This window comes from Bacillus cabrialesii (assembly GCF_004124315.2).
GTDB classification, from domain to species: domain Bacteria; phylum Bacillota; class Bacilli; order Bacillales; family Bacillaceae; genus Bacillus; species Bacillus cabrialesii.
Genome location: NZ_CP096889.1, coordinates 1,986,971 through 2,010,645, shown reverse-complemented (window position 1 = coordinate 2,010,645; position 23,675 = coordinate 1,986,971). Strand labels below are relative to the sequence as shown.

The following is a 23,675-nucleotide window of genomic DNA, read 5'->3' as shown; positions in this document are numbered from 1 at the left end:
TGCTTCAGGACTTTTTTCGTTTACCTGATGATATAGACATAAATCCTGATTTCTTCAATCCGATTAAGCACTCTTTTACAGCCCGGGAATACCGTAATAGCGAAGAGTGAAAGTGATGTAATGGGGGAGAAGAAACAGAATGAAAGTTCGACAAAAGCCGTTTGTCCGTTTCCTTGTCAGCTTGATCATCGGAACGTTTGTGATCTCCGTTCCGTTTATGGCCAATGCGCAGTCTGACAGGGAACTGAGAGCCGTATGGATTGCTTCCGTATTAAATATTGATTGGCCGTCAAAAAAGGGGTTAACAGTTGAAGAGCAAAAGCAGGAGTATATCAAACTGCTGGACGATGTACAAACAATGGGGATGAATGCCGTTATTGTTCAAATTAAACCGACTGCAGACGCTTTTTATCCGTCCGCTTACGGACCTTGGTCCGAATACTTAACCGGTGTCCAAGGGAAAGACCCGGGCTATGACCCGCTTGCATTTATGATTGAAGAAACCCATAAACGAAATGTAGAATTTCATGCCTGGTTTAATCCTTATCGCCTTACAATGAATCACACGGATCTCAATAAATTGTCTGAGGATCACCCGGCAAGAAAGCATCCAGACTGGGTTGCCGCTTACGGAAAGCAGCTTTATTATCATCCGGGCATTCCTGAAGCGAGAGACTTTATCGTCAAAGGCATTGAAGAAGTGGTAAAACAGTATGATATCGATGCCGTTCATATGGATGATTATTTTTACCCTTATAAAATAACTGGACAGGAATTTCCTGATCAAGCACAGTATGAACAATACGGAAAAGACACATTTTCCAATATTGATGACTGGCGGCGGGATAATGTGAACCAGCTTGTCAAACAAATCAACCAAACGATCAAATCCGCAAAACCGTATGTCAAATTTGGCATCAGCCCCTTTGGCGTATGGAGAAACGCGGCAGATGACCCGACCGGATCGAATACAAACGCAGGCGTCAGAAATTATGACGATCTATACGCAGATACGAGACATTGGATCCAACAAGGCGACATCGATTATATTGCCCCGCAGATTTATTGGAGCATCGGCTTTAACGCAGCGGCTTACGACGTCTTGGCTGATTGGTGGAGTAATGAAGTCAAACATAAGCCTGTTCATTTATACATTGGCCAGGCAGCTTATAAAATCAATAACAATTTTGATCCGCCATGGTCCGACCCCGAGGAGTATGTGAGACAAATCACCTTGAACCGTCAGCTTGCGCTTGTAAAAGGAAGTATGCATTTCAGCCTCAAAGACCTCAACAAAAATCCGCTTGGCATCAAAGACAGACTCATCACTGAACTTTACAGCCAGCCGGCACTCATTCCGCAAATGCCTTGGCTTGACAATACCGCCCCAAAAAAACCGAAACTTACGAAAGTGACCGAAGACAAAAACGGCAATCTTCTGCACATTCAAGACCACCCATCAAATCAAAAATCAAAAGAAACAGCTTACTATGCGATATACAGAACCGAAGGGAAAAAGAACAAAACATTGCTGGCAACCGCGCGTAAAACAAATGAGCAGCAAACCTTCTTGGATAACACCGCAGACCCAAACAAGACGTATACGTATTATGTCACTTCAGCAGACCGGCTTCATAACGAAAGCAAGGCTTCCAAACGAAAGACAAAATAAGAAAGACGGCTTTTTAAGTCGTCTTTTTTAAAAGTGATTTTGAAAACAGGAACTCATGATGAGCCGCTGAATTTGTTAAAGAATAGAAAAGCAAAGGAGAGACTCACATGAATATGGAAGCGGTTTTTGGGCATTTCCCAGTATTGGAATCTGAGAATCTAATGTTAAGGAAAATCGAAGAGGTGCACGTACAGGACCTATTCTCGCTCTCTGATAATGTCAGAGTATTTGAGTACTGCGGCATCATTCCGAAACATAACATCAAAACTGTACAAAAAATGATTGGCCATTTTGATCGGGATTACAGCAAAAAAAGCAGAATCAAGTGGGGGATTTTTCCGAAGAGTCATGAGAATACATTAGTTGGAATCATTGAAGCGATGGATTTTAACCAAAAAGTAAACATGGTATCGATTGGATACTACTTGGCTGAAGAATATTGGGGGAAAGGCAATGCAACAGAATCCGTCAGCACGGTGATCCCATTTTTATTTAAGAAAGTCAACGTAAACAGAATTCAAGCTGAAGTCATGCCGGCAAACGAGGCTTCAAAAAATGTTCTCTTAAAAAACAATTTTATGAAAGAAGGGCTAGTCAGACAAGCTTCCTATTGGTCCGGTAAAGGGGTTGTCGATTTGGAAATATACGGCATTCTTAAGAATGAATATATATAAGCCTTTCATTTTCAAAAAAACATTTTCTAGCCCTAAAGTCAGTTATTAAACTAACTAACTCATAAGGAGGAACGCCATGGCAAAACCAAATGTTATTTCCAAAGAAGCACTTATTCAGTCTGCCAAAACATGTATCGCAGAAAACGGTTTAGAAAAACTGACGTTACAATCGGTTGCGAAACAAGCCAATGTCACCCAAGGAACGGTTTATTACCATTTCCGCACAAAAGAAAACCTCATGATGGAGGTCGTTCGCCATGTGTGCGGCAGCTCTTGGGCGAACGTAAAGAACAGCTTGCTCCCGTCAAGCGAAAAGCTGAAAAAGGCATTGTTGTCAGCAAAATCACGAACAAAAAAAAATGCTGATTATCACCGGTTATGTTTATCACTTTTGCTGAACTTTCTTCTTCTGGAAGCGTGCACTGCTCTCGTTTTATGTCTTGTGTTCTTTCTCTATCAAAAACTCGACCAATCACAGTATGCGGTGATCAAGCTGGGCGTATGGGGATCAGCGATTGGTTTATTCATTGATACGATTTCCCTTTGGAATCATCCCATCATCTTCCCGGCATTATCAAAGGGGCAGGTCATTGCGTTTGCCATATGGATGGTATGCGCCTATGCCATGTATTTACTCATTCCGCTGATGTTTCCACATAAAAAATGATACAATTTCAATTTTCAGATTTCTTTTGTCAGGGAATGATTACAGCACTCGCCTAATAGGATGTTACAAAGATGTGAAGGAGGAAACCACGGTGAATTTTGAGCTGACAAAAGAACAGCAAATGGTTCGTGAAATGGTAAAGGATTTTGCGAAAAAAGAAATTGCTCCTCACGCTGAACATGTAGATCAAACAGGCGAGTTCCCGGTCCAAACATTTAAAAAAATGGGTGAACTCGGGCTGATGGGTATTCCTTTTCCCGAAGAATACGGCGGATCAGGCGCTGATACGATTTCATATGCCTTAGCGGTTGAAGAAATCGGCAAAGCCTGCGGCAGTACTGGATTAAGCTATGCTGCAGCGGTCTCACTCGGCGCATGTCCTCTTTATTATTTCGGAACAGAAGAACAAAAACGGGTGCATTTGACACCGTTGGCTTCCGGCAAAGCACTCGGGTCATTCGGCCTGACGGAACCAAATGCCGGCTCAGATGCAGGTGGCACTCGAACAAAAGCGATTACAAATGGGGAAGAGTATGTCATCAACGGCGAAAAGTGCTGGATCACGAATGCAAGCTACGCACGAACGGTGATTGTAACCGCAGTAACAGGCAAAAACAAAAACGGAAAGAACATCATCTCAGCATTGATCGTGCCAACCGGCACACCCGGACTTACGATTACGAGCCCGTACGATAAAATGGGCGTCCGCGGTTCAAATACAGCGGAAATTTTGCTTGAGAATGTCAGAGTGCCTGCGGGCAACTTACTCGGCGATCCAACAAAAGGATTTAAGCAGTTTCTGTACACGCTGGACGGCGGACGGATCTCCATCGCTGCTCTTGCAGTCGGCATCGCCCAAGCGGCACTTGAAGCATCATTGGCATACGCGAAAGAACGAAAGCAGTTCGGACAGCCGATTTCTTCCTTTCAGGCGATTCAATTTAAACTTGCCGATATGGCGATGGAAATTGAATTGGCACGGCAAATGGTGTTAAAAGCTGCTTGGCTGAAAGACCATAACCGCCCGTTCACAAAAGAAGCGGCGTATGCCAAGCTGTTTGCATCTGAAATGGCGACAAGGGCTTGCAATCAAGCCATTCAAATCCATGGAGGTTCAGGCTACATGAAAGAATATGGGGTAGAACGGATGCTGCGGGACGCAAAATTAATGGAAATCGGTGAAGGCACATCTGAAATTCAGCGTATCGTGATCGCCAGACAGCTTTTAACATAAAATGTAAACGCTTTCCCACAACTTAGAAAGGTGGAACAATGCATGGCTGAACTCATCCATTCCACAATCGGCAGGCTGCTGGAACAAACCGCTGAAGCCTATCCTGATCAAGAAGCGGTCGTTTATCCAGACAGAAATATCCGCTATACGTACGCCCAATTTAACAGTCTGTGCCGTCAAACCGCTAAAGGGCTAATGCGGATGGGGATTGGAAAAGGAGACCACGTAGCCATATGGGCTTCGAATATCCCCGAATGGCTTGCCGTTCAATTCGCCACCGCGAAAATCGGAGCCGTGCTCGTGACCGTCAATACCAATTATCAAGCACACGAGCTCGATTACTTGCTGAAGCAATCGGATGCCGCGGCGCTTATTGTCATGGATTCATATCGGGGCACTTCTTACACAGACATCCTGAACAGCTTAATTCCCGAACTGCAAGAAGCAGAACCCGGCCAGCTGAGATCAGAACGATATCCCTTTTTAAAAACGCTGATTTATATCGGTGAAAACCGTTTGCCTGGCATGTATCATTGGGACGATACAGAGATATTGGCAAAAACAGTGACGGATGCTGAGCTGGAAGCAAGAATGAACAGCCTTGAAAAAGACGATGTGATTAACATGCAATACACATCAGGAACGACAGGGTTTCCCAAAGGAGTGATGCTGACCCATTTTAATGTCATCAATAACGCTGCCAATATCGCTGAATGTATGGGATTAACCTCTCAAGACCGCCTGTGCATCCCGGTTCCGTTTTTTCACTGCTTCGGATGCGTGCTCGGGATTTTGGCGTGTGTGTCCGTCGGGGCAGCCATGATACCTATACAAGAATTTGATCCGGTTACCGTCCTTAAAACGGTCGAAAAAGAGAAATGCACAGCGCTCCACGGCGTGCCGACCATGTTTATCTCAGAGCTGCATCATCCGGATTTTGAAGCATATGATTTATCGACGCTCCGAACAGGCATCATGGCCGGTTCTCCCTGTCCGAGTGAAGTCATGAAAGCTGTCATTGAAAAGATGGGCATGAAAGACATTACAATCGCCTATGGTCAAACTGAAGCCTCACCGGTCATTACGCAAACGAGGGCAAATGATTCTTTCATACGGAGAGTCGAAACAACCGGCCGTGCCCTGCCTCATGCAGAAGTGAAAATCGTAGAACCCGGGACATGTCAAGAAGTTCAAAGAGGCGTGCAAGGAGAGCTATGCACCCGCGGCTACCATGTCATGAAAGGCTATTATCAAGACGAAGAAGCGACCAGAAAAGCAATCAATCCCGATGGATGGCTGTTCACCGGAGATCTTGCTGTCATGGATGAAGACGGGTACTGCCGCATCACCGGAAGATTAAAAGACATGCTCATCAGAGGCGGTGAGAACATTTACCCGCGTGAAATTGAAGAATTCCTATACCGGCATCCCGCTATTTTAGATGTCCAGGTCGTTGGTGTGCCTGACGCCAAATTCGGGGAGGAGGCCGCTGCCTGGATTAAACTGAAAGACGGAAAAACCGTTTCGTCTGAAGAGCTTAAAGCCTATTGCAAAGGGAAAATCGCCCGCCACAAAATTCCGCGTTATGTTATTTATGCAGACGAGTACCCGATGACGGCTTCAGGTAAAATTCAAAAATATAAACTGCGTGAAAAAACGATTGAAATGTTCAACTTATCATCATGTCAATGAGGTGAAGTTATGTTTACAAAAATACTGATCGCCAACCGCGGAGAGATTGCAATGAGAATTATCCGAACGTGCAGCCGTCTCGGAATCAAAACGGTCGCGGTTTATTCAGAAGCAGACAGAGACGCACCCCATGCAAAGGCGGCCACAGAGGCTTATTTGATCGGGGAATCAAGAGTCAGTGAAAGTTATTTAAATATAGAGAGAATCATAGAGACGGCGAAAAAAGCAAACGCCGACGCCATCCACCCGGGCTACGGGTTATTATCAGAAAACAGCCGGTTCGCTGAACGCTGCAAGCAAGAAAACATCGTGTTTATCGGCCCTGCACCCGATATCATTGCTAAGATGGGCAGCAAAATCGAAGCGCGTAAAGCAATGGAGGCGGCAGGTGTCCCCGTCGTTCCCGGTGTTTCCGAATCCCTTGGAGACATTCAGGCAGCTTGCCGCACTGCAAGCCAAATCGGCTACCCAGTCATGCTGAAAGCTTCAGCGGGCGGAGGCGGCATCGGTATGCAGCTTGTCCAAAATGAGGAAGCTTTGACAAAGGCGTACGAGGGGAACAAAAAGCGCGCAGCAGATTTTTTCGGTGACGGTTCGATGTATATCGAAAAAGTCATTGAACATGCGCGCCACATCGAAGTTCAGCTGTTGGCCGATCAGCACGGCCATACAGTACATTTGTTTGAACGCGATTGCTCTGTTCAGAGACGGCATCAAAAGGTCATTGAAGAAGCGCCGTCACCATTTGTAGATGATGATCTAAGAATGAAGCTCGGGCAAACGGCCGTAAAAGCAGCAAAAGCGATCGGCTATACGAACGCAGGCACCATCGAGTTTTTAGTAGACGCGAATCAAAACTTTTATTTTCTCGAAATGAATACAAGACTGCAAGTTGAACACCCCGTGACTGAAGAAATAACGGGCCTGGATCTAGTTGAGCAGCAGTTACGGATTGCTGCGGGCCATACACTCGCATTCTCCCAGCAAGACATCAAACGAAACGGGCATGCGATAGAAGTTCGAATATACGCGGAGGACCCGAAAACATTCTACCCATCACCAGGTACGATCACTGCGTTTTCACTCCCTGGCCAAAAAGGAGTCAGGCACGAATGTGCGGTAGCAAAAGACAGCACCGTTACCCCTTTTTATGACCCGATGATCGCCAAAATGATAGTCAAAGGCCATACCAGAGCGGAAGCAATCGAAAAGCTGAAGACAGCGCTCCGTGACTACCGGATAGAGGGAATCAAAACAAATCTCCCGCTTCTCATACAGACTGCTTCATCAAAAGCATTTAAAGAAGGGGATGTCACGACTGACTTTTTGAAACAACTTTTATAAAGGAGGCAGTTGTTATGACGGTTAAGATACAAATGGCGGGAAACGTGTGGAAAGTGCACGTCAAAGCCGGCGACCACATTGAAAAAGGCCAGGAAGTTGCCATTTTGGAATCAATGAAAATGGAAATCCCGATCGTTGCAGACAGAAGCGGAACCGTAAAAGAAGTCAAAAAACATGAGGGCGATTTCGTAAATGAAGGAGACGTGCTGCTCGAAATGAGCGATTCCACTCAATAAACTGGAGGAAGACCATGTCATATCCTAAAAAAGTGAAGATCAAAGAAGTCGGACCGCGTGACGGCTTACAAAACGAGCCTATATGGATCACAACCGAAGATAAAATCACTTGGATCAACCAGCTTTCCCGGACAGGGCTTTCGTATATCGAAATCACATCCTTCGTTCACCCGAAATGGATTCCGGCACTTCGAGATGCAATAGACGTGGCAAAAGGCATTAACCGTGAAAAAGGGGTAACATACGCGGCGCTTGTGCCCAATCAAAAGGGTCTGGAGAGTGCCCTTGAAGGAGGCATTGACGAAGCCTGCGTCTTTATGTCTGCGAGCGAGACGCACAACAGAAAAAACATCAATAAATCCACAACTGAAACCCTTCATACTCTCAAACAAGTAAACGATGACGCAAAAAAAGCAAACCTCTCAACAAGAGCCTACCTCTCAACTGTTTTCGGCTGTCCGTACGAAAAAGATGTCCCCATTGAACAAGTCATCCGCCTTTCTGAAGCCCTATTTGAATTCGGGATTTCTGAACTATCGCTTGGAGATACGATCGGAGCGGCAAATCCCGTCCAAGTTGAAACCGTACTTGAAGCTCTTTTGGCACGATTCCCGGCCAATCAAATTGCCCTGCATTTTCATGATACGAGAGGAACGGCGCTCGCCAACATGGTCACAGCTCTCCAAATGGGCATCACTGTGTTCGACGGCTCGGCAGGAGGACTTGGGGGCTGCCCGTATGCTCCGGGTTCGTCCGGAAACGCCGCGACTGAGGATATCGTGTACATGCTGGAACAGATGAACATCAAAACAAATATAAATCTCGATAAACTGCTTTCCGCGGCCAAATGGATAGAGGAAAAAATGGGCAAACAGCTGCCAAGCCGAAATCTAAAGGTATTTAAATCATCTTGATAAAAGAGAGGACAAAAACATGGGAGAAACGATTCTTTTTACTGTCCAGAAAGATCACATTGCCGTCATCACGTTAAACAGGCCTCAGGCGGCAAATGCTCTTTCAGCGGAAATGCTGAGAAGCCTGCAATCGATTCTTCAGGAAATTGAATTCAACTCAAACATTCGCTGTGTCATCCTCACAGGCACCGGCGAAAAAGCGTTTTGTGCGGGGGCAGACCTGAAAGAACGGATAAAGCTGAAAGAAGATCAGGTTCTTGAAAGTGTATCTCTCATTCAAAGAACCGCGGCTTTACTTGAAGCCTCACCTCAGCCGGTTATAGCTGCGATAAACGGAAGCGCATTAGGCGGCGGTCTTGAATTGGCATTGGCATGCGACCTTCGCATCGCAGCTGAATCTGCCGTGCTGGGCCTTCCGGAAACAGGGTTAGCCATTATCCCAGGTGCCGGCGGAACCCAAAGACTGCCTCGTCTGATTGGCAGAGGTAAAGCAAAAGAATTAATTTTTACAGGCAGACGCGTAACAGCACACGAAGCAAAAGAAATAGGTATTGTAGAGCATGTCACGGCTCCTTGTAACCTTATGCCAAAAGCAGAGGAGCTGGCCGCAGCCATCTCTGCCAATGGGCCGATCGCTGTCCGCCAGGCGAAATTCGCAATCAATAAAGGATTGGAGACAGATCTCGCAACAGGGCTGGCAATTGAACAAAAAGCATATGAACATACCATTCCGACAAAAGACAGGAGAGAAGGGCTTCAGGCGTTTCAAGAAAAAAGACGGGCCGTATACAAGGGATTATAAAAGGGAGGAAATGCTCATGGATTATGAAAAGGAACGAACAGAACGGGCCGAACGGATCCGAAAAGGCGGGGCGGAAAAGTATCATCAGAGCAACCAAGAAAAAGGCAAGCTCTTTGTCAGAGAACGGCTTGCTCTTTTGTTTGACGATGACATCGAGCTTGAAGACGCTTTTTTTGCGGAATGCATGTCAGACGCGCTTCCCGCTGACGGAGTCGTAACAGCCATCGGCAAAATCGGCGGCCGAACCGTTTGCACAATGGCAAATGATTCAACGGTGAAAGCAGGCTCATGGGGAGCAAAAACCGTTGAAAAAATCATCAGAATTCAAGAAACCGCCGAAAAATTAAACTGCCCGCTCATTTATTTAGTCGATTCGGCAGGCGCCAGAATCACCGATCAAATCAATGTTTTTCCAGGGAGACGCGGTGCGGGAAGAATTTTTTACAACCAAGTCAAACTATCGGGACGAATTCCGCAAATCTGCCTGCTTTTCGGACCGTCTGCGGCAGGCGGCGCTTATATCCCGGCCTTCTGTGACATTGTCGTTATGGTAGACGGCAACGCCTCCATGTATTTAGGATCGCCGCGGATGGCGGAAATGGTTATCGGCGAAAAAGTGTCTCTCGAAGAAATGGGAGGCGCCCGTATGCATTGCTCAATCTCAGGCTGCGGGGATATTCTTGCAGAAACTGAAGAAGAAGCCATACGTCTGGCACGGGCTTATTTATCATACTTTCCGGCTCATTATCAAGAAAAAGCGCCTACGCAAGAGAAACGCCCGCCAAAACACTACGACATTCCGCTTGCCGATGTCATTCCCCAAAATCAAAATGCGCCTTTTGATATGCATGAGCTGATTGAGCGGGTCATTGACGAAGGCTCATTTTTTGAAATTAAAGCTTTATTCGCACCGGAATTAATAACCGGCCTCGCACGGATCGAGGGACAGCCTATCGGCATTGTTGCAAACCAGCCGAAGGTAAAAGGCGGCGTCTTATTTCACGATTCAGCAGACAAAGCGGCTAAATTTATTACCTTATGTGACGCGTTTCATATTCCATTGCTGTTTTTAGCAGATATCCCCGGCTTTATGATCGGCACAAAGGTAGAACAAGCGGGTATTATCAGACACGGGGCAAAAATGATTTCAGCGATGTCGGAAGCAACCGTTCCCAAGCTCTCTATCATTGTCCGAAAAGCGTATGGAGCAGGATTGTACGCAATGGCAGGTCCGGCATTTGAACCGGATTGCTGCTTAGCGTTGCCAACAGCCCAAATCGCCGTTATGGGTCCTGAAGCAGCTGTAAATGCCGTCTACGCGAAAAAAATCGCCGAGCTTCCGAAAGAAGAGAGAGCGCAATTTATCAGCAGCAAACGCGAGGAATACAAAGAGGACATCAATATCTACCGACTGGCTTCAGAAATGATCATTGATGCCGTGATCCCGGCAAATTCGCTGCGTGATGAGTTGGCTAAACGGCTAAAAGCATACATGACAAAGGAAATGACATTTACCAACCGAAAACACCCGGTGTATCCTGTTTAAAAAGCAAGGACTTAGGAGCGCAAACAGCGCTCTTTTTATATTCACAATAATAACATTATGTAAACTAATCAACTTTGCATAAAACGCTATGTTTTTTAGAATAGTAAATAAAGGCTGCCGCACCTCTAGCGGCAATTGTCAGTTCATCATAAAAAGGGGCCTACATTATGTATCATTTATATTCACATAACGACTTGGACGGAGTAGGGTGCGGAATCGTAGCAAAATTGGCATTCGGGAAAGATGTTGAGGTCCGGTATAACTCTGTCAACGGCTTAAACGCTCAGGTGCAGTACTTTTTAGAAAAAGCGAAAGAAAGCAACAGACAAGACGCGTTATTTATCACCGATCTCGTCGTCAACGAAGAAAACGAAGAGAGATTGAATGAGTATGTTCATGCGGGCGGGAAAGTGAAGCTGATTGATCATCATAAAACTGCCCTTCATTTGAATGAGCATGAATGGGGATTTGTTCAAGTGGAATACGATGATGGACGGCTCACATCGGCCACATCGCTTTTATATGGCTATCTCGTTGAAAATGGTTTCATGAAACCGACAAACGCCTTAGATCAATTCACAGAGCTCGTCCGCCAATATGATACATGGGAGTGGGAGCGCTACGATCAAAAACAGGCGAAGCGGCTTAATGATCTGTTCTTTTTGCTGTCGGTCGATGAATTTGAAGAAAAAATGATTCAGCGTCTTTCCGCGCATGACAAATTTTTCTTTGATGATTTTGAAGAAAAGCTGCTTGATTTAGAAGACGTAAAAATCGAGCGCTACCTTCGCAGAAAGAAAAGGGAAATGGTGCAAACTTTTGTTCACGAACACTGTGTAGGCATTGTTCATGCAGAATCTTATCATTCTGAGCTGGGAAACAGGCTCGGTAAAGAAAATCCGCACCTCGATTACATTGCGATTTTAAGCATGGGGTCAAAACGGGTCAGCCTGCGCACTATTCATGATTACATCGATGTGTCAGAAATCGCCGGCCGATACGGAGGCGGCGGTCATGCTAAGGCGTCCGGCTGTTCAATCACCGACGAAGTATACGAATTGTTCGTTGCTGAAGCATTCCGAATCGATCCTGTCCGTCCAGATGCTTTCCGTAATATCTATAATCTAAAGGGATCGGCGAACGGATCACTATATGAAAATCGCGCACAAATGAGATTTTTTCTGTTTCCTTTAGACAACGAGTGGAATATCCAAATTAACGGGGAAACACAGGATGAGACATTTGCAGCGTTTGAAGAAGCTGAATGGTTTATTAAAAGAAATTATGCCGCATCGCTTGTGCGTGATGAAGTATTTGTCGCATTTTTAGCGGAGCATTTGAAGCTGGCAAATCTGCATCGCAGATAAAAAAATATGCATAGGGGAGAATCAACCATCCCTATGCATATCAGCTAGCTATCGTTTAAAGATAACTGCACGTTTTTTAATTACAAAATAAAGAGCAATCACGACAATAGCCAGTATCATAATCGGTGTCGTATAAGTGCCTGCAATGTTCTCAACATCATCCCACTGGCTTCCGAGCTGAATGCCTAAATAAACAAACAGGATAGACCACGGAATGATAGCAAGCACAGTCAGTACCACAAATTTTAGAAAAGGCATTTTGGCAATGCCTGCGGGAATGGATATCGCATGTCTGACAACCGGTATAAAACGTGCCGAGAAGACAACTCCAGCGCCGTACTTTTGAAACCAGTTTTCTGACATGTCAATATGATGCTTTTTAATCAATAAGTACTTCCCGTATTTGTCCAAAAACGGTCTGCCGCCATACCGTCCGATCCAATAAATAAAGATCTGGGCAATGGTGCCCCCGATAACACCCGCAATAATGGCGCCAATAAATCCAATGGTGCCTTCAGATACCATATAGCCGCCATAGGCCAATACAATCTCACTAGGAATGATTTCAATCATCAATCCAATCGCAATACCCGCATATCCCATGTTCGTCAGCCATGTTAAAATTTCGCTTATCAAACTGCCCACATTCTTCACAACCTGTCCTAATCTTTTTCACTATTATATGACTGATTAACGGATAAGATGGTTACATTTTTTTAACGCAGCATTTCTTTCGTTTCCCGTTTGATCACATCTTCTAAATAAGCCAAAAGCTGAGATCGCATGTCGGGGCGCATTAAGCCGATTTCAGCGCTCGCTTTAAAACAGCCCAGCTTATCGCCAATGTCATATCGATTTCCTTCCAGCAGCCGGGCATGGATAGGCTGCTTACGGCAAACCTCACTAAGCGCATCTGTGAGCTGAATTTCGTTTCCCGCGCCTCTGCCAATTGACTTCAAAACGGGGAAGATCGATGAATTCAGCACATAACGTCCCATTACGGCGATTTCGGAAGGCGCTTCATCAGGTGAAGGCTTTTCCACTACATCCTTCACCTCATACACATGCCCATGAGTTCCAGACGTATTAATAATACCATATTTGCTGACATCCTCAGGGAGAACTGATTGTACACCGACAACCTCTGCGCCATAAGCATCGTATACATCCATTAATTGCCGAAGAGCCGGTTTTTCAGACACCATAATATCATCGCCTAAGAGAACGGCAAAAGGCTCATCTCCGATAAAATGCTCCGCACACAGCACTGCATGACCTAATCCGAGCGGTTCTTTCTGTCGGATGTAATGAATATTGGCCAAATCGGCAATCTGCTGCATTTCTTTAAGCGTCTCCGTCTTGCCTTTTTCCCGCAGATTGAATTCCAATTCCACCGACCGGTCAAAATGATCTTCAATCGAGCGTTTGTTTCTCCCTGTAATAATCAGTATATCTTCAATTCCTGATTCGACGGCTTCTTCTACAATGTATTGGATTGCTGGTTTGTCGACGATCGGGAGCATTTCTTTCGGCTGCGCCTTTGTCGCCGGCAGAAATCTCGTTCCTAAACCCGCTGCGGGAATGACCGCTTTTCTCACTTTTTTTCTCATTCATCTTCACTCCTGATCCTGTATGTTTTTCAGCGAATCTCCAAATACCCAGATTCGGTTCCCGATAAAATTCACCATCATTCCGCCGATAGTGGCGGCGAGCTTACTCACCAAAAGCGAACAACCGCCTTTTTGAAGTAAATAAAGCAGCAAAAAGGTGATCCCCGACGCGGCAATATTAATCATGAGAAAGCGCACGATCTCTTTCCCGCCAGCCTTACGTTTTACACGAAACGTCCAACTCCGGTTCCACACATAGCTGTTGATGATACCGGCAGAATAGGAGCAGATCTGCGCCGGCAGATAAGGGACATGACAAGCGGCGAGAAGAAAGAAGACACCAAAATCTATCAGTGTATTGCCGACGCCCACGGTGCAAAAACGGCCTAATGTCTTTATGTTTTCTTTCAGCATAACGGCACCCGGTTTTGACCTCCCTTCATAAAAGATGCGGATGGCTGTCATATTTGTTGATATGGATTACTTTAGCGGACAGTGTTGAATAAACAATTAATAAAATATGAACAAAACATGAAAAAGTAATGAAGCCGCCTTGCAGATTCATTAAGTTAAGATTTTGCTGCACTTTAATATTCTGTATAAGTGTTAACTTTTAATCATTTTTTTCAAGGATGAGAAAGGAGGGGGATGTGATGCAGGAAGACCATATGAGAGCTTCCCACGACGCCCCATGAACCAGAAGGAAAACACATTTCCGGCGGAGAACGGCTCATCACTTACAGCGGTTTACAGGAAGCGTGGAATGCTTTATTACATAAAACAGCTATGGAAGAAAAGGTACATTCAAGGTTCCTGCAAGCTTACCGTTTGCACTGAACCTGTTCCAGTAAATACAAATAAACGTTGTGCACACCGATTGCCCGGAGACTTTCGATCTATTATCAAAAGGATTGAAGAACGGCATCATCAAGGACTTGTTCTTAATGAACAACTGTCAATGGGATCGTTGCTGGAGACGCAAAGTTTTTACAAATTGTAAATGATCAAGTGCAAAACGCCGCTGGCCTGGCTGTCAGCGGCGTTTTTTATTAAAAAGGCGAGAGTCATACTCCTGTGTTTGCAAGGTTTACTCTAGAAATCGTCCATTTTATGCGTTCTTCATGACCAGTTGTCACCAAATGGTAAAAAAACATCCTCCATTTTAAGGAAAAAGGAGGATGTCAAGTGATTTAAAAAAAGTGTAGCGTATGTTTATGGGTTCTAGCTTTATTATTGAGTTGCTTATCTGCGGAGCCTGCTTTTGCTGCCGGTCTACAATTTGTCCTCAAATGGTAAAAGACCCCCATTTTAAAGAAAAAGGAGGAGCGTTAAGTTATGAGTAAAAAGTGTAGCGTATGTTTATGGGTCCTTGTTTTATTATTGAGTTGCTTCACTGGGAAGTCTGCGTATGCTGCCAGTACTACAATTGCAAAACATGCAGGGAATTCAAACCCGCTTATAGACCATCATTTGGGAGCAGATCCGTTTGCGCTGACCTATAACGGAAGAGTCTACATCTATATGTCAAGTGATGACTATGAATATAATAGCGACGGAACGATTAAGGATAATTCATTTGCCAATTTGAATAAAATATTCGTCATATCTTCAGCGGATATGGTGAACTGGACAGATCACGGAGCGATTCCCGTAGCGGGTGCCAATGGGGCGAATGGCGGCCGGGGGATTGCCAAATGGGCAGGAGCATCATGGGCCCCGTCAGCCGCGGTGAAAAAGATCAATGGCAAGGATAAATTTTTCCTTTATTTCGCAAACGGCGGCGGAGGTATCGGGGTTCTCACCGCAGACAGCCCGACCGGCCCATGGACAGATCCGATCGAAAAAGCGCTGGTAACGCCAAATACGCCAGGAATGTCCGGTGTTGTATGGCTTTTTGATCCGGCAGTATTCGTAGATGATGATGGTGCCGGTTACCTATATGCCGGCGGAGGCGTTCCGGGCGGTTCAAATCCCACGCAGGGGCAATGGGCCAATCCTAAAACAGCTAGAGTCATGAAATTAGGGCCTGATATGACCAGTGTTGCCGGAAGTGCATCTACGATTGATGCGCCTTTTATGTTTGAGGATTCGGGAATGCATAAGTATAACGGAAAATATTACTATTCCTATTGTATCAATTTCGGGGGCGCGCATCCGGCCGATAAACCCCCAGGTGAGATCGGCTACATGACGAGCTCAAGTCCCATGGGTCCCTTTACGTATAGAGGACACTTCTTGAAAAATCCAGGTGCATTTTTCGGAGGCGGCGGAAACAACCATCATGCTGTTTTCAATTTTAAAAACGAGTGGTATGTGGTGTACCATGCTCAAACTGTCAGTTCCGCTCTGTTCGGGGCAGGCAAGGGATATCGTTCTCCCCATATTAATAAGCTGGTGCATAATGCAGATGGATCCATTCAAGAGGTTGCGGCAAATTATGCAGGCGTAACACAGCTTTCCAATTTGAATCCATATAACCGGGTAGAAGCTGAAACGTTTGCCTGGAATGGACGCATTTTGACCGAGAAATCCTCAGCACCCGGCGGGCCGGTAAATAATCAACATGTTACAAGCATCCATAACGGAGACTGGATTGCTGTGGGAAATGCAGACTTCGGGGCGGGCGGTGCCAGGACGTTTAAAGCAAATGTAGCATCCACTATTGGCGGGAAAATTGAAGTGCGTCTCGATAGCGCAAACGGTAGGCTTGCAGGAACCCTGAATGTACCTTCCACAGGTGGAGCGCAAGCCTGGAGAGAAATAGAAACTGCGGTAAGCGGCGCAACCGGTGTTCACAACGTATTCTTTGTATTTACCGGAACTGGTACAGGAAACTTGTTTAATGTTGATTACTGGCAGTTTACGCAAAGATAACACCAGTTATGGCACCGCTTGCTTGCGATATAAAAGCAGACAAAACACATTTTTCTAATACGGTAAAAGACATTGAAGGAGAGGAAAAAATGATGTCGAGCGTCAAAAAAACAATTTGTCTACTATTGGTATGTTTCACTATGCTGTCAGTAATGTTAATGGGCCCAGGCGCTGCTGAGATCTTGGCGGCAAATGATGTAACAGTTAATATTTCTGCAGAAAAACAAGTGATTCGTGGATTAGGAGGAATGAACCACCCGGCTTGGGTTGGGGATCTTACAGCAGCTCAAAGAGAAACCGCTTTTGGCAATGGACAGAATCAGTTAGGTTTTTCGATCTTAAGAATTCACATAGATGAAAACAGAAATAATTGGTACAGAGAAGTGGAGACTGCAAAGAGTGCGGTCAAACATGGAGCAATCGTTTTTGCTTCTCCCTGGAATCCTCCAAGCGATATGGTTGAAACCTTCAATCGTAATGGAGACACATCAGCTAAACGGCTAAGATACGATAAGTACGCCGCATACGCGCAGCATCTTAACGATTTTATTACCTACATGAAGAATAATGGTGTGAATCTTTATGCGATTTCCATTCAAAACGAGCCTGATTATGCACACGAATGGACGTGGTGGACGCCGCAAGAAATACTTCGCTTTATGAGAGAAAACGCAGGCTCGATAAATGCCCGTGTCATTGCACCTGAGTCATTTCAATACTTGAAGAATTTGTCTGACCCAATCTTGAACGATCCTCAGGCTCTTGCCAATATGGATATTCTCGGAACCCACCTGTATGGGACTCAGGTCAGTCAATTCCCTTATCCTCTTTTTAAACAAAAAGGAGCGGGGAAGGACCTTTGGATGACGGAAGTATACTATCCGAACAGTGATAACAACTCGGCGGATCGATGGCCTGAGGCCTTGGATGTTTCACAACATATTCACAATTCGATGGTTGAAGGGGATTTTCAAGCTTATGTTTGGTGGTACATCCGAAGATCATATGGTCCTATGAAAGAAGATGGCACGATCAGCAAACGTGGCTACAATATGGCTCATTTCTCAAAGTTTGTGCGCCCTGGATATGTAAGGATTGATGCAACGAAAAATCCTAATCCGAACGTTTACGTGTCAGCCTATAAAGGTGACAACAAGGTCGTTATTGTTGCCATTAACAAAAGCAGCACAGGCGTCAACCAAAACTTTGTTTTGCAGAATGGATCTGCTTCTCAGGTATCTAGATGGATCACGAGCAGCAGCGGCAATCTTCAACCTGGAACGAATCTCAATGTAACGGGCAATCATTTTTGGGCCCATCTTCCAGCTCAAAGCGTGACAACATTTGTCGCAAATCGTTAAGGACACCTAAGGCACTGCAATGGTCATGTTTTGCCAAAAACCCATATTGCAAAAGCAGGGAAGATACTAAACTAAGGAAGAAACGAAGAAAGATGTGTAATGACACAATTATATGTTCAAAAAACCCCGCATTTAATGGGGTTTTTTGAATTTTCGGTCATGTAATTACTGAAAATGGCAAAACGGTCATTTTTATTTTTATTCATTAAGGGGGAACAAGAGAATGAAAACTTATGACGCATTTCCAGAACCAATTGGCGGCTATACTGTCGGTCGAACCCAGATGGATTTTGAGTACACGGCATCAGATCACTCAAAAAGAGAATTGACCGCGTTTATGTACTATCCATCTGATAGCAGCGAAGGGAAGACTCCATCAACGTACATGTTTCCTGAAGTCTACGAAATGCTTCATGACCAGCCACTTGTCACCGAGTATCTGAAGGAAAAGGATTTTTTCTCTATCGATATCAAAACTCATTGTTACGACGACCTTGCTCTCTCCGGGAAGGAAAAGCGTTATCCGGTGTTATTCTATGTTTGCGGCGGGGGCGGTTCTCCAGAATGGGGTACGGTGATCTGTACAGACTTGGCAAGCATGGGATATGTTGTGGTAAGCATCGGCCATCAGAATAGCACGATGTATAAGCGTAAAGATGGGCGCCTGTTTAATGTATCAAAGGATTTTTCGGATGTCATTATGGCGTTTTCTGAAGATCAGGAGATGCGGGCGTTGGCTGGTAAGATGGAGATGCGGCCTGACGAAGAAACTGCCATTGAGATGTGCCGTAACGTGCTTCAACTGCCGATACTTGACAAGTTAACAGAGTATAGTGAATTACAGGCAGAAGATGTAAGGTATGTAGCCGATTATCTTTACAAACTGGACTCTGGAGAGCTGAATTCCATCTTTAAACGCAGATTGTTGCTTAATATCGGCATGGGCATAGTCGGACATTCTTACGGAGGGCCTACAACGGCGATTGTTTGCCGGGACGACGACCGGTTCGCCTGCGGGGTTGGCTTGGATAGCGGAGCGTTCGGCCTTGTTGACAGCGACCTTAAGAAACCCTTTTTGCTCCTGTTTTGTGAACCTAACTATAACATGAATGCGATAATCGGCGCTAACAATAGCATGGAAACCTATTATTTCTCTGTTGATCGTGTTGCGCATTTAGATTACTGCGACATCTTGTTTACCAGTGTTAATGAGGAACTCAGAGGCGAACGGGATGCTATGGAGATGCGAAATCTTGTTACAGACTATACGAAGAACTTTTTTGATCATTACATACTGCAGAAGGCTGCAAGTGTGGAAAGTCTGGCATACGATGGTGTGGACTTGATCAAGAAGACCAGCAACAAGTGACATAACCGAGAGATTACTGATAAACGCATGTCAAAGAGCTAGCCATTTGTTATGTCTAAAAACTTTTATAATAATTAATAAAAAAGCACTTGAGAAAAATGAAATGGAATGAATGAGACAAATTAAAATACTCAAACTGAAAAACCTTTATGACCAATTTAATTTATTAAGGGCGTAGAGGTTTTTTAATATTACACTACAAAAAGGGAGATGCTGTGGATAAATCAATAGGATTTTCAAAACTCTAGTTTACATAATATATATTCTAGGAAGTAAATAAAATAAACAAATTTCTGTCTCATTACCAAAGTATACTTAAGTTAGTGAGACAGAAATTAAAATTTTACTGTGTTGAATCAAAAAATGGCGTTGTCAATCCATAATAAACTGCTTCTAAATCTTCCAGCGTCATATCGCCATATGCACATTTGATAACCGAGTCAGCAAATACATCGTAGTCATAATCAGTAGAGAAACCTTGCTGCAGCTGTTTTCCGTAAGCATCGATCTGTTCTTTTTGATGTTGGATGTCTTTTTCCTTACCTGGATAGTCAGGACCATTTATCACATGATTCATTTCTTTGAACAGCATCATATACTGTTTCAGTGTTTCTTCCACAACGTAAGCCTCCTTGTTTTGCTGTATAAGATGATGAAAACGGACATCATTGCTGATGTCCGCCAAAATCTTAACTAATTGGGTTCTGTTCCCCAAATCAGTTTTCCGTGATTATATAATGTGATTTTTTTCGATGTTTTAAACGTATTTGATTGGAAAAAGGAATAATCGCCGCTTTGTGCATAATTGCTCCAGTCATCATTGTGAAGACGAAGCTGAATTTCCCCCGTGCTTGCACCCGGTGACAGCGTTCCGTTTTTAAACCCTAGTTCCAGATAGGTATCAGCACCCTGCTTAGGTTTATGCAACGTCACAAACTTGTGGGTCACATTGCCGCATCCAATTTGCGCGTAGTCACAGTCAAAGTTTTGACCTTTGTTTTTCGCGTTATACCAGTAACGGACAGTGACATCCTTTAAATCAACCGCGGTGCTGCCGTTATTTTTTATATGAAGCTGCGGGCGGATTTGGTTTCCGTTCTCACTTCCATCACCTGCTTTGTATTGCACAGAGATGCTGTTTTTCTGTGCCGGTTGATCTTGTGCTGGCGTTTCAGGGCTGTCTTTTGTCGAATCTTGGGTGCCGAGAATGTTTTCTCTTACAAATGTTCCTGAGGCGGATAAATCTGACAATGGCCAGCCGCCGGTTTTAGATGCTCCAGGCTTTAAAGCTGAAGATGATTCCTGTTTATCAGAAAGATTCCAGTTCACCCAGCTGATCTTCTTGCTGTCGAGATAATTCAGCCATTCCCGTGACTGGTCAAGAAATACCCCGCCGTTTCCGGACGCATCGCTTGTCCCCCATTCCGTCACAAAAATAGGCGCTCCTTTGCTGAGTGCGTAGTTTGCCTTATCCCGTAAAAACTGGCCATGTGTGCCGGCATAAAAATGAAGCGCGTACATGACATTTGCATCTTTTAGCTGATCATCGGCAGCATCATTCACATCCTGGCTCCATGTACCGGTACCGACAATGATGATATTGTCAGGATCATTTTTACGGATAACGGAAATCACTTCTTCCGCATACGGTTTAATATCCCGCTTCCAGTTCACATCGCCGTTTGGTTCATTTGCAATTTCATAAATAACGTTTGGCGTGCTTCCGTAAAGGCTTGACATTTCCTTGAAAAATTCTTTTGCCTTCTCTTTATTTTGGTTTGGATTGCCATCATTTAAGATATGCCAGTCAATGATGACATAGATCCCAAGCTCTTTTGCCGCTTCAACCGCTTCTTTCACTTTGTTTTTCACAGACGGATTATCAATATAACCGCCGTCTGCCGTATACATTGCCGCTCGGAAAACCGTAATGCCCCAATCGTCTCTCAGCCATTTTAAGCTGTCTTTATTGACGAAATCGCCATACCATTGCAATCCGTGTGAACTGATCCCCTTCAGCTGCACCGCTTTGCCGTCTTGATTGACTAACTGTGTACCTTTTAAACTAAGCTGTCCATTCATGGATACTGGCGTTTTTGCCCCTGCTGCAGATGCGGTTGAACCCAGCAAGCCGCCTATTGTTAATACTGCAATCAATACACACGTAATAAAGATAGAGATTGATTGTTTCATATTTTTTGACATCATTTTCTCCTCCTCATCTAAGCTCTTCACTTCATGTGAGCACGAACTCATTGTAAAAATCTTTCTTATGATTGTCTATCAACCTAATTTCTTGTTTTTAGAAGGTGTATAAGCCTGTCTATTTGCTCTTTCTCTATTGAATAAGATACACCTGACACATATAGAATCAAAGAAAACTGGACTGGATCGGGACTTTACACGTTATTTTTCAACCGAATCAAAAAATTAAATTTATTTCCAATAATGAAAAAGCTGCATTCACTTGTTGAATGCAGCTTTGTTTTATATTTGTATTACGCTTCTTGTTTCTCATCTTCCCAAGTTTCAGCGTTTTTCAGCCCTGGGATATTCTTCGCTTTGAATACAGGATCAAGTCCTTGTTTACGCTGTTTCGCGTAATCTTTATACACTTTATAAGCAACGTTGGACAGCAGCGTAATCACAATCAAGTTAATCAGCGCCATGATTCCCATAAAGAGATCTGCCATATCCCAAACAATTTGGAACCCTGCTACACATCCATAGACAACCATAGCAATAACCGCGATACGGTAAATGTTCAGCCATGTTTTGCTTGTTTTAATAAATTCAATGTTTGTCTCACCATAATAGTAGTTTCCGACAACTGAACTAAAAGCAAACAAGAACATTGCGACCGCGATAAAAGTCGGCGCCCAGCCACCAATGTGATGGTTAAGAGCAGCTTGGGTTACTTGGATGCCATCGCCTTTTGGAGTTACACTGTACAGCAAAATGATAAATGCTGTGGACGTACATACGATAAATGTATCAAAAAATACGCCTAATGTCTGAATAAATCCTTGCTTTGCCGGGTGCGAAACATGTGCTGTCGCAGCAGCGTTTGGCGCGCTACCCATCCCTGCTTCGTTAGAGAAAAGTCCGCGCTGTGCACCGATGACGATGATAGCTCCCAGTCCTCCGCCGACAACTTGTTCAATGCCTAAAGCATTTTTGACAATTGTCGCAATAACGCTTGGAAATGCAGAAATATTCGTGAATACAACATATAGAGCAATAAGAATATAAAGTCCAGCCATGACAGGAACAATCAATTGTGTCACAGCGACAACACGTTTTAAACCGCCGAAAATAATAAATGCCGTTAAAACAGCAAGAATAATAGCCACAACTGTTTTATTCACATGAAAAGCGCCTTCTAATGCTCCTGCAATTGTATTGGATTGGACAGCGTTAAAAATTAAGCCGAATGAGACAGTGATTAAGACGGCAAAAACAATGCCAAGCCATCTAACTCCAAGACCCTTTTGAATATAGTAGGCCGGGCCTCCGCGGAAATCTTCCCCGTCTCTCACCTTATAAAGCTGCGCTAACGTACTCTCAACAAAGCTTGAAGCCATACCTACAGCAGCTACTACCCACATCCAAAATACAGCGCCTGGTCCGCCTGTCGCGATTGCTAAGGCAACACCAGTCAAATTCCCTGTACCGACTCGGGATGCGGCAGAAATAAAGAATGCCTGCATAGATGAAACGCCTTTATTTCCCTCTGGCTTCTCCCCTACGATTCTAAACATTTCAATAAAGTAACGGAATTGGATAAACCCAAAACGTATGGTAAAAAATAAACCAAGTCCTATTAAAATATAAAATAGGTATTTCCAGATGAAATCACTTGGAATATTAATCAAACTGTTGAAAAAAGCCTCCATATTTACCTCCCGTTTTCATCAATTCATTGTGAATTCGTTTTTGATGTTAGATTTTTTAACATAACGAGTTTTATTATATCACAATATGTCGAATTAGGAAGTTTTTTCGTGAAGATTATTGTCTTAGACTGATGCTCAGTCCTTACCTTCCCTCTCTATTATTTTCCTATGAATAAAATATATCTGAAAAACGGGTCATATAAACAGAGTTCTTTTTTAAATGTAAGAAATCTTCCCTCTCATTTTTTGATGTAGCTGAACGATAAAATAATAATTCTTTAGCAACCAACATATCATCTAAAATGTGTTTTTATTCACATCTTATAGCGGGTATACATACACTAATAAAAGAAATTTCTCTTTCAAAAATAAGAAAAAAGATATATACTTAACAAAGTGAAATTTATTTTTAAATTT

At 44.1% G+C, this 23,675-nt stretch carries 20 protein-coding genes and 2 pseudogenes; 16 read left to right on the top strand and 6 right to left on the bottom strand.

All coding sequences use genetic code 11. The annotated features are described in order from the left end of the window. Positions 1-139: 139 nt before the first annotated feature. The 13 genes and pseudogenes from EFK13_RS10110 (at position 140) to nrnB (ending at position 12,148) form a co-directional block, all read left to right on the top strand. Positions 140-1,672: a glycoside hydrolase family 10-like protein gene (locus EFK13_RS10110; protein WP_129505545.1), complete on the top strand. Its 1,533-nt coding sequence runs from the start codon at positions 140-142 to the stop codon at positions 1,670-1,672. 107 nt (positions 1,673-1,779) lie between these two features. Continuing rightward, positions 1,780-1,875, top strand: a pseudogene (locus EFK13_RS10105) (GNAT family N-acetyltransferase); the annotation flags it as partial. After that, a complete protein-coding gene (locus EFK13_RS10100) occupies positions 1,855-2,346 on the top strand; it encodes a GNAT family N-acetyltransferase (RefSeq protein ID WP_240034907.1) in 492 nt (163 codons plus the stop codon). The pseudogene EFK13_RS10105 and the gene EFK13_RS10100, both read left to right, overlap by 21 nt. 76 nt (positions 2,347-2,422) lie before the next feature. Further along, positions 2,423-2,533, top strand: a pseudogene (locus EFK13_RS10095) (TetR/AcrR family transcriptional regulator); the annotation flags it as partial. A gap of 144 nt (positions 2,534-2,677) precedes the next feature. Further along, the gene (locus EFK13_RS10090) at positions 2,678-3,013 is read left to right on the top strand and encodes a DUF5367 family protein (protein ID WP_407062082.1); all 336 of its coding nucleotides are present in this window, start codon (positions 2,678-2,680) and stop codon (positions 3,011-3,013) included. Positions 3,014-3,104: 91 nt separating this feature from the next. Next, complete coding sequence (locus EFK13_RS10085) at positions 3,105-4,247, top strand: acyl-CoA dehydrogenase family protein (protein WP_129505548.1); 1,143 nt, start codon at positions 3,105-3,107, stop codon at positions 4,245-4,247. Positions 4,248-4,289: 42 nt separating this feature from the next. Then, positions 4,290-5,939, top strand: a complete 1,650-nt coding sequence (locus EFK13_RS10080) for an AMP-binding protein (protein ID WP_129505549.1) — start codon at positions 4,290-4,292, stop codon at positions 5,937-5,939. A 9-nt stretch (positions 5,940-5,948) separates the two neighbouring features. Next, positions 5,949-7,283, top strand: a complete 1,335-nt coding sequence (locus EFK13_RS10075) for an acetyl-CoA carboxylase biotin carboxylase subunit (protein ID WP_129505550.1) — start codon at positions 5,949-5,951, stop codon at positions 7,281-7,283. After that, a complete protein-coding gene (locus EFK13_RS10070) occupies positions 7,280-7,519 on the top strand; it encodes an acetyl-CoA carboxylase biotin carboxyl carrier protein subunit (protein WP_407062081.1) in 240 nt (79 codons plus the stop codon). The genes EFK13_RS10075 and EFK13_RS10070 overlap by 4 nt, the downstream gene beginning before the upstream one ends. 14 nt (positions 7,520-7,533) lie before the next feature. Continuing rightward, a complete protein-coding gene (gene ldeG, locus EFK13_RS10065; RefSeq protein ID WP_129505552.1) occupies positions 7,534-8,433 on the top strand; it encodes a hydroxymethylglutaryl-CoA lyase in 900 nt (299 codons plus the stop codon). A gap of 19 nt (positions 8,434-8,452) precedes the next feature. Next, positions 8,453-9,235 carry an enoyl-CoA hydratase gene (locus tag EFK13_RS10060; RefSeq protein WP_129505553.1) on the top strand — a complete coding sequence of 261 codons (783 nt, stop codon included), beginning with the start codon at positions 8,453-8,455 and terminating at the stop codon, positions 9,233-9,235. A 10-nt stretch (positions 9,236-9,245) separates the two neighbouring features. Next, complete coding sequence (locus tag EFK13_RS10055; protein ID WP_129505554.1) at positions 9,246-10,781, top strand: acyl-CoA carboxylase subunit beta; 1,536 nt, start codon at positions 9,246-9,248, stop codon at positions 10,779-10,781. Between the two features lie 167 nt (positions 10,782-10,948). Then, positions 10,949-12,148: an oligoribonuclease NrnB gene (nrnB, locus tag EFK13_RS10050; protein ID WP_129505555.1), complete on the top strand. Its 1,200-nt coding sequence runs from the start codon at positions 10,949-10,951 to the stop codon at positions 12,146-12,148. Positions 12,149-12,196: 48 nt separating this feature from the next. Here nrnB and uptA read toward each other — a convergent pair whose 3' ends face one another. From uptA to EFK13_RS10035, 3 genes are all read right to left on the bottom strand, one after another. Then, the gene (gene uptA, locus EFK13_RS10045) at positions 12,197-12,793 is read right to left on the bottom strand and encodes an undecaprenyl phosphate transporter UptA (protein WP_129505556.1); all 597 of its coding nucleotides are present in this window, start codon (positions 12,791-12,793) and stop codon (positions 12,197-12,199) included. 71 nt (positions 12,794-12,864) lie between these two features. Beyond that, positions 12,865-13,758, bottom strand: coding sequence for a UTP--glucose-1-phosphate uridylyltransferase GalU (gene galU, locus EFK13_RS10040; RefSeq protein WP_129505557.1), 894 nt, complete (start codon positions 13,756-13,758; stop codon positions 12,865-12,867). Positions 13,759-13,764: 6 nt separating this feature from the next. Next, entirely contained in the window at positions 13,765-14,223 is a 459-nt protein-coding gene (locus EFK13_RS10035) for a GtrA family protein (protein WP_129505558.1), read from the bottom strand. An 870-nt stretch (positions 14,224-15,093) separates the two neighbouring features. On the opposite strand from EFK13_RS10035, the gene EFK13_RS10025 reads away from it, so the two are divergent. The 3 genes from EFK13_RS10025 to EFK13_RS10015 all read left to right on the top strand — a co-directional run bounded on the left by EFK13_RS10025 (position 15,094) and on the right by EFK13_RS10015 (position 19,362). Further along, on the top strand, positions 15,094-16,632 hold the full coding sequence (locus tag EFK13_RS10025; RefSeq protein WP_129505559.1) for a glycoside hydrolase family 43 protein: 1,539 nt from the start codon (positions 15,094-15,096) through the stop codon (positions 16,630-16,632). Between the two features lie 89 nt (positions 16,633-16,721). Then, complete coding sequence (gene xynC / locus EFK13_RS10020) at positions 16,722-17,993, top strand: glucuronoarabinoxylan endo-1,4-beta-xylanase XynC (RefSeq protein WP_129505560.1); 1,272 nt, start codon at positions 16,722-16,724, stop codon at positions 17,991-17,993. Positions 17,994-18,216: 223 nt separating this feature from the next. After that, the gene (locus tag EFK13_RS10015; RefSeq protein WP_129505561.1) at positions 18,217-19,362 is read left to right on the top strand and encodes an alpha/beta hydrolase; all 1,146 of its coding nucleotides are present in this window, start codon (positions 18,217-18,219) and stop codon (positions 19,360-19,362) included. A gap of 343 nt (positions 19,363-19,705) precedes the next feature. Here the strand turns inward: EFK13_RS10015 and EFK13_RS10010 are convergent, their stop codons facing one another. From EFK13_RS10010 to EFK13_RS10000, 3 genes are all read right to left on the bottom strand, one after another. Then, the gene (locus EFK13_RS10010; RefSeq protein WP_129505562.1) at positions 19,706-19,981 is read right to left on the bottom strand and encodes a YnfE family protein; all 276 of its coding nucleotides are present in this window, start codon (positions 19,979-19,981) and stop codon (positions 19,706-19,708) included. Positions 19,982-20,055: 74 nt separating this feature from the next. Beyond that, on the bottom strand, positions 20,056-21,555 hold the full coding sequence (locus EFK13_RS10005; RefSeq protein ID WP_129505815.1) for a cellulase family glycosylhydrolase: 1,500 nt from the start codon (positions 21,553-21,555) through the stop codon (positions 20,056-20,058). Between the two features lie 305 nt (positions 21,556-21,860). After that, a complete protein-coding gene (locus tag EFK13_RS10000) occupies positions 21,861-23,258 on the bottom strand; it encodes an alanine/glycine:cation symporter family protein (RefSeq protein WP_129505563.1) in 1,398 nt (465 codons plus the stop codon). Positions 23,259-23,675 lie beyond the last annotated feature (417 nt).